General features: G+C 47.9%; 5 protein-coding genes. 3 read left to right on the forward strand and 2 right to left on the reverse strand.

What is annotated here, in order from left to right:
* Nucleotides 1–78: 78 nt before the first annotated feature.
* Together O3C43_23970 and O3C43_23975 are read left to right on the forward strand one after the other, a co-directional pair.
* Complete coding sequence (locus O3C43_23970; protein ID MDA1069543.1) at nucleotides 79–1,458, forward strand: hypothetical protein; 1,380 nt, start codon at nucleotides 79–81, stop codon at nucleotides 1,456–1,458.
* 391 nt (nucleotides 1,459–1,849) lie between these two features.
* Nucleotides 1,850–3,544, forward strand: a complete 1,695-nt coding sequence (locus O3C43_23975; protein ID MDA1069544.1) for a sulfatase — start codon at nucleotides 1,850–1,852, stop codon at nucleotides 3,542–3,544.
* Between the two features lie 188 nt (nucleotides 3,545–3,732).
* Here the strand turns inward: O3C43_23975 and O3C43_23980 are convergent, their stop codons facing one another.
* Both O3C43_23980 and O3C43_23985 read right to left on the reverse strand, forming a co-directional pair.
* On the reverse strand, nucleotides 3,733–4,596 hold the full coding sequence (locus O3C43_23980; GenBank protein ID MDA1069545.1) for an NAD(P)-dependent oxidoreductase: 864 nt from the start codon (nucleotides 4,594–4,596) through the stop codon (nucleotides 3,733–3,735).
* A 248-nt stretch (nucleotides 4,597–4,844) separates the two neighbouring features.
* Nucleotides 4,845–5,831, reverse strand: a complete 987-nt coding sequence (locus tag O3C43_23985) for an aldolase catalytic domain-containing protein (protein MDA1069546.1) — start codon at nucleotides 5,829–5,831, stop codon at nucleotides 4,845–4,847.
* A gap of 416 nt (nucleotides 5,832–6,247) precedes the next feature.
* Here O3C43_23985 and O3C43_23990 point away from each other — a divergent pair.
* Nucleotides 6,248–7,980 (forward strand): glycosyltransferase family 2 protein (locus tag O3C43_23990; protein MDA1069547.1); only part of this gene is annotated, 1,733 nt, incomplete at its 3' end.

Here is a 7,980-nt window from a genome sequence, read left to right on the forward strand (position 1 = left end):
CCAACGAAAAAGCCCGAATCAAACTGACTCGCCTTTATCCGAATTTATAGATGGTACAGGGTACTAGTAGGTGAAACTTTGGCTACCGTTTTTCCGCATGGGTCGGATGGTCTGGTGGACCTCGAAAGTGTCTCCTCAGCGGCGGCCCCGGGGCTCTCAAATTTTGTAACCATCGATTTCCCAACTATTGCTCACGGTCCCCCGTCAAATCTGTTTGGGACCTCTGAAACACAAACCACTGCTCCGATAGTGGGTGGAATTATTCGAAGTCTGCTTCAAAAGTCAGCAGATGACGGTAGTTTCCACAGTTACTTAAACCCACCGCCTAAATCTGGATTTCATATCCGCAATATCGAAGAGGCGGCGAGAGATGTTCCCGCTTCCAACGTCCTTGCCATAGTCCGCAGTATCCCGGACCAGGTGCAGCAAAAAGCAAGCGGAAACACTTTACCCACGAGGCATGCTTCTGAAGGTCCGCTTCGCGAGTTCGCATTCGAATTCAATCCTCCTGCTTCCCAACCAATCACGGGAGAAGTTACCTGGAGTGTGGAGCTTCATGGTATTGAAGGGGTATCGAGGGATGGTGTTTTTGCTGAACCGGACATTGCAAACCCATCCGCCGTCAAAGTCAGCGTCGATCCCTCTGTTATCGGGGACGTGGTCCTTTTTATGAGTTACGAAACAAGCGGTGGAAAGATTGCATTTGGGCGGCCGATATTGGTTACGTCACAGGCTCCGTTTGGAGCGGTGTTGGACCACCTGGAAGTGCTCCCCGATGGTGTCACCGTACTTCCCGGCGAAATAATCAGGCCCGATATCGTGGCGGTATACGATGATGGATCCAGGGTTACAAAATGGTATACCCTTGAAGATATCGAATCGGTGGTAAGTTCCAATCCCGAAATGGTTTCCGTCGCTCAACAACCGGATTGGCTGGCGTTGGAATCAGGTTCGGCAACCATCACTGTCAATGCCTTCGGTATGACAGCTCAAAGCGAAATCACTGTTCAACCCGCTACCCCGACCCTGGGATATGAAGCCTGGAAAACTCAGTTTTTTTCTGAGACAGAATTGGCTGATTCATCCGTTTCCGGTTCATCGGTCGACGGCGATGGAGACTCCCTTGGTTTGTTTCTGGAATTTATAACCGGGGGGCACCCAAATATTCAAAACTTCAGCCATGTTCCGAGAATTGCCAGTCTTGATACGGGTGAAGGGTCGCGGAAAGTTTTCCAATTGCGAATCTCGACCAAAACCGAAGGTGAGACGGTTACGATTCAGCGATCAATGAACCTGGATAATTGGGATGATATTCTGACAATCGGGAATGAACTCAATCTCTCGAACCCCGATATCGTCGACTACATAGAAGGAGAATCTTACATTGAGTTGTTTTTGAAGATAGATTCTCTTTCTTCCACTTTCTTTCGTGTATTTATCGAATCTGAGACTCTTTAAGATTTTTGGAGCGACTGATAATCCAACCCTTCGGGAAGTCTTCGGTGCCTGCCGGTTTTTTCACAATTCCTGTATGAGATAGAGCCGCTTCTCTCCGTCGCCTTGATTGCCGAGTATGAGTGCTGGCTTCCAGCGACAAATCTCAAGCTGAATCCTGGCAATGATAACCGGGTATTGATTTATGAGAACGGAATCGCCAATTGGGAAGGCGAGGACATCGACCAGAATGATCAAATTCCGGATTGAGAGCTTTAGGAAATGTAGAGGTAGCTTGCTGCCGATTCTAATTTCAATTGATTGAGGAAACTTTCGCGACCAAGGTCGCTCCTACTTATATACGATATCCCAATTACCTTGAATTCGTATCAGAATATACCAAATACTTTCTGGCATGACTACTCCTAAGAATACCTCCACACAACTTTGGGTCATTGGCCTGTTTGCAGCAATGTTTTGTATTAGCTGTCTACCCAATTTTGCTGCTGAAAAACCCAACATCCTCTACATCACATTCGACGACATGAACGACTGGGTGGGGTGCCTGGATGGTCACCCGCAAATTCAGACTCCGAACATCGATCGCTTGGCGGAGCGGGGTGTCCTGTTCACCAATGCGCATTGTGCAGTGCCGGTATGCAGTGGATCCCGGGCGGCTACCTGGACTGGTTGGTCTCCCGTTAAAAACGGGGTTTACGGCAACGGTCAACGGATCGAGAAAACAAGCCCCAATGCAATTTTTCTGCCGCAAGACTTGGCGTCCCAAGGATACCTGACCATGGGGACCGGAAAATTGCTGCACGGCAAAAGTGAAATCATGCTGCAGGAGTATGGCCCTGGTTTTGACAAGTGGATGCCTATTCTCGAAGAGGAGAGGAAGATATCCAAGGCAGATATCGACGCAGGCGGTCCTTTTGTGAAGCACGAGATTTCCCGTCTTGGCATTACCATGCCGTTGAACGAGATGCCGCGGGACAGAGAACCTCTTTCGAGCACTATTGAATCTTTTGATTGGGGAGTGATTGATCGTCCGGACGAGGAGTTTTCCGATACACTCTGTGCAGATTATGTGGTGGAGAAATTAAAGCAGAAGTTCGATAAACCGTTCTTTCTCGGAATGGGTATTTACCGTCCTCACCAACCCTTGTGGGTGCCCAAACGATTCCACGATCTCTATCCGCCGGAATCCGTTATCCTTCCGAGCGTGTATCAGGATGACCTGAAAGATGTTTCAAAAATTGCCCAGGACTTCGGGCGGTATGCCGTAACGAGTGGAGCCCACAAAACCACGGTCGAGTGGGGGCAATGGCGGAACGCGGTGAGTGCTTATATGGCCTCTATCAGTTTTGCGGATTATTTGCTCGGAAGGGTGCTTGATGCACTCGACGCTTCACCCTACGCCGACAACACCATGATCGTTATGTGGTCAGACCATGGTTGGCAGCTTGGTGAAAAAGAACATTGGGGAAAGTTCACTGCCTGGGAACGCTCAACGCGCGTGCCATTGATCATTGTCCCTCCCAGAAATGCGCAACCCAAAGGGTTCAAGCCGGATACCCATAGTGAACGTCCTGTTTCTTTGCTGGATGTATACCCGACCGTAGTCGATATACTCGGACTTGATAAACGGAATGATTTGGATGGGAGATCGCTGCTGCCGTTAATAATGGATCCTGGTGCGAAGTGGAACCGGCCAGCCGTATCGGCAATCGGCCGCGGCACTTTTTCAGTTCGCGACTCCCGCTGGCGTTACATTCGCTACTTCGACGGATCTCAAGAGCTCTACGACCTGAAAGCCGATCCGGATGAGTGGACCAACGTAGTGGATGATCCGGCCAATGCCAAAGTTGTAGCGCGGCTGTCCAAACAGATTCCAACCGAAGACGGATACAAGCATTTCGTTCGTTACGGTGAATACAAAGCGGTGATTCCCGAGGACGGATCACGGATGCTTCTCTACGGACCCGGCTCAGCCGTGATCTATGAGGACAAGGATGTTTCAAAGGATCACCCTGATATTGTACAGGCAATAAACTCCTATCTGAAATCCAATCCAGAAGCTGGCAAGTACCTGGCCATATCCAAGTGAATAACGCGGAGGACGAGGTCATCGAGTTCCGGGGAAACGGAACCTTTTTAATGCATATTAACCATAGGTAGTCGCAATATCACTGAAATTGGTAGGGCTCGATCGCCGAGCGAGCCATCTTGGAATCGGCGGTTTACGGCGAAACCGCCCTACCTGATTCAGCGATGATTTTGGGTTTTAAAAATGTTTTAGGTAACCCGGTTCTGGGGACGACCATCCAGGTAGGCCAGTACATTGTCGACGGCACCACCGTTCAGGAGGTCAACTCCTTCGGGAGTCATGTCGGCACAGTGAGGTGTCAGGATTGCGTGCTCACAGGCGAATAAGGGATGATCGGGTGGGGTAGGTTCCTCCTCAAACACGTCAATACCAGCTCCCATGAGATGTCCTGAATTGAGTGCATTGACCAGTGCCTGTGTTTCTACAACAGCTCCACGTGACCCGTTTAGAAAGATGCTGTTTGGTTTCATCTTCGAATATGCTTCGGCACCTATTAAATGTCTGCTGTCTTTCGTAAGCTTCACGTGAACGCTGATCACATCGGATTCCTGGAGCACCTGATCCAGCGATTTGAAAGTTACGCCCAAGTCCCTGGCTCGCTCTTCTGTCGGGTTATAGGTCCAGGCAATTACCTTCATCCCGATTGCGAGTGCCAGCCTGGCCATTTCGGCTCCGATGGCACCCGTGCCGATGATTCCAAGCGTTCTTCCTCGAAGCATCAGATTGTCGATACGCGGCCAAGCACCTTTTTTCATTTCGGAAGTCAGGAAGGTAACACGCTTGGCAACCGCGAACATGAGACCAAACATGTGCTCTGCAACCACGGGAGCGGTTCTGCCTGGCTGGTTGGAAATAATAATACCGCGTTTTTTTGCCGCCTCGAGATCAAACATGTCGGTGCCAATCGAGCAGGTTGTGATCATTTTCAAGTCGGGCAGCTGCGCGAACTCTTCTTCACCCCAGGTTACCGATGCCCGTGTATTCATGATGACTTCGGCTCCGGATACACGGGCAATCTTATCCGCCATATTTTTGGGCGGATCTGTATGCATAATAAAATCCCCCCGGCCTGTTAAGCGGTCAAGATGCGGAGAATTTTGAATCTGAGGTGGATAGTCTCCGGGGACCACAATCTTTGTGTTTTGATGAATTGAATCAGAAGAAGACATGTCCTTATTTAGGCTGGCGTTCCCACCATTGAGACGCTCCGGTCTCGTTGAAGTAAGGTAGCTTGATTTGTCAATGTCGGCAAAGCTCAAACCTTCAGAAAATGGTTTTCTTAAATCCTGAGCGATCTCGTTTATACGTCCGACACCGCTTGATCGTAAAACGCCAGGTAATCATCGGGCGTGTCGCCTTCACGGAAAGCCATGGCACTGCGCGGGTGACGATTCATTTGGCCGGTAATATTGTAAGGAATTGAAGGCCCCCAATCCCGTTCCTGTTTCATCGGTAAGATGGTATGTTGGATAACATCAAGCACCGGACGCAGTTTGAATTTTGGATTTCTGAGGAAGCCAAGGAGCAGTTCCATCGGGCAGTTTCCTGCACCACGACCTAACCCCAGCATGGTCGCATCAACCCGGTTGCTTCCCAGGATAATGGCTTCGATTGTATTGGCGAAAGCCAGTTGAAGATTGTTGTGCGCATGCATGCCCACATCCATTCCTGTCCCCTCAACAGCATCCGCGTATTTGTTAACCAAATAATCGATTTGTTCGCGAAAGAGGTTCCCAAAGCTGTCGACCACAACGATCGCTTTGGCGGGTGACTTCGCGACTATCTGTAGGGCTTGATCGATGTCGGCCTCGCTGACGATCGAAATGGCCATGATGTTGAAGGTCGTTTCATAGCCAAGATCATGGCAGTGTTGAACCATTTGGGCCGCCTCAGAAATCTGATGAACGTAGCAGGCCACCCGGATCATATCGAGCACGCTGTCTTTAGCCGGAATGATTTGCTTCTTCCAGTCACTTTTGCCTCCTGCATCCGCCATGGCGCAAAGCTTCAGACCGGTTGCCTCAAAGGTATGATCTCCAACGACGCGTCGCATATCCTCCTCATCGCAGTGACGCCATGGACCGTATTTATCCTTAGGGAACTGTGCATGCGAATTTTTATAACCAATCTCCATGTAATCGATGCCTGCTGCGATACATGCATCGTAAACCGCGCGTACTTGCGCATCGGTAAACTGCGAGTTGTTGATAAGTCCACCGTCGCGAATCGTACAATCTGTTACTTTCAATTCGGGGCGGTAGGTAATCCAAGGAGCTGTATCTGGCATAGTTTAAGTCTGATTAAAAAAGAGGTTATAGAAAGAATGGAGGAGGGCTAGCAAGTTCAAGTTGTGCCAGGAATGGACTAAATTGTAATTTGTAACTTGCTAATCACCGAATAAGCGAAGTTCCAAAGGCTTTGAACAAGTTTTCTCTACTCGACCTGGGGTATCGATTAAAACGTTTGAACGGGATGCAATATCGGTTGAATCACAAATGGTATTCAGCTTCCAGTTACAAAAATATTTTTTATGGTATTGGTGAAGGATTAAAGAAACCCTGGTTTTTAGGAAAATATTTTTATGGTTATTCAAAAAATGACTGTAAAAACCTTGGTTCCTTGTGGTAATTTATTATCAATTCTTGTGGTACCCATCCAAGGCCCTTTACCGGAAGTTTCAATAAATATGGCTAAGAACCTCGCATGAATGAACATTTGGAAAGACCCAAGGTTGGCATTATTATCCTGAGTTGGAATCGAAAGGATGAAATTATTGCCTGTTTGGACTCTGTTGCGGTCTTGAATTATCCCAATTTCCAAGTCTACGTTGTGGACAATCATTCGAGTGACGGATCTTTGGATTATCTTTCTTTGGAGGAATCCGGGGGCAGACTGATACTTATTAAAAATAGTGAGAACTTTGGATATACCGGAGGTAACAACCTTGGGATGAAGGCGGCTTTAGGGGATGATTGCGACTACCTTTGGTTGTTGAACAACGATGCCGTCGTGGAGCCCTCGTCTCTTTCTTATTTGGTCGATTACGCAGAGACCTCACCCAGGTTGGGACTATTATCGCCTTTGATTTCTTTCATAGACGAACCAGATTCGTTCACAGAGTGTGGAGCTAGAATAAACTGGTCGAAGCAGGAAATGGAAATTGCAGATAGTCCGGAGGAAGCGAAACGTTGGCTGATTGAATCATCGAATTCTTTTTTATTAAGCGGCACCGCGCTTTTGGTTAAACGACAAACCGCTCTAGATCTGGAAGGATTGGATGAACGGTTTTTTGCCTATGGGGAAGATCGAGACTACAGTCTTCGAGCGATTAATTTGGGCTATAAAGCAGGGATTGTATCGAATGCCAGAGTGTTTCATTCGAAAAGCAATCATGTAAGAGCACTGCATTTCTATTTCTATATGTGTCGTAATCGTTATCTCTTTTGGGCGAAACATTGTCCACAAAGTGGGATGCTGATTCGGACCTGGGAACACCTTCCCTTTTTAGCTGAAATGATGAATTGGAGTGGGAAGAGCTTGAGAATCCGGCAAGTTATTTTTGAAGCTTTTCTAGAGGCTCATCGCAGCAAAAGTGGCAAGTGGATGCCAGCTTCAGGTCTTTATTTAGGTATCACGAATTGTCTGGCATTTATTTCACTAGCTCCATTCTACGCAAAGCGTTTTCTGAGAAAAGTGGACCCATGGAATCTAAGAAATCGAATACGCCCTTGGAAATCTCGCCATATGACAGCAAAAGATTTTCTGGTAACCCGCACTCGCAATCGGGTCCATTTCAAACGCGAGCTCAATGTCCCCCATGGCAACGGTGACGTCAGCGTGATTTTGCCGGTCATGAATCGGTACAACTTTCGTTTAGCTAATACTCTGAATTCGATTCGCCTGCAAGACTACCCGGCGAATTTGATTAATATTGTTCTCGTTGATTATGGTAGTAAGAACGAATTCAGTAAAAATTACCTTGAGGTTTGTCGGCGTTACAATGCGGAGTACCTCAGGATTGACGGACCATCGGAATGGAATCTTTCTCACGCAACCAATACAGCGATTAAGCGAGTAAGAACCGAGTATATTCTGTGTACGGGTATGGACCTGATGTTGTCGCCCGGCTTTATTGGTGAAGCTGTTAAGCGACTGAGGAAAAGGCCCAAGCAATTAATTGTTTCAACCATGTTCAAGGCTCCCGAAGGTTTGATCACGGAATATCTGAATTTGCCCGATATGGAGTCGTTGAGAGAACAAAGCGAAATTATGCATAGACCTGAAACCTGGCCTCATAGGATGAATCCCGGAGTAAATATTGGATTGAAGCAATGTTACGAAAGGATACGGGGTTACGATGAACGTTTTGTTGAACGAAGCCGCTGTCGCGGCAGGTGGTGTTTTTGGGGTTCAAAACTGTGGGGTGGTAAAAGACC

It is taken from the genome of Verrucomicrobiota bacterium, from assembly GCA_027622555.1.
GTDB lineage: Bacteria > Verrucomicrobiota > Verrucomicrobiia > Opitutales > UBA2995 > UBA2995.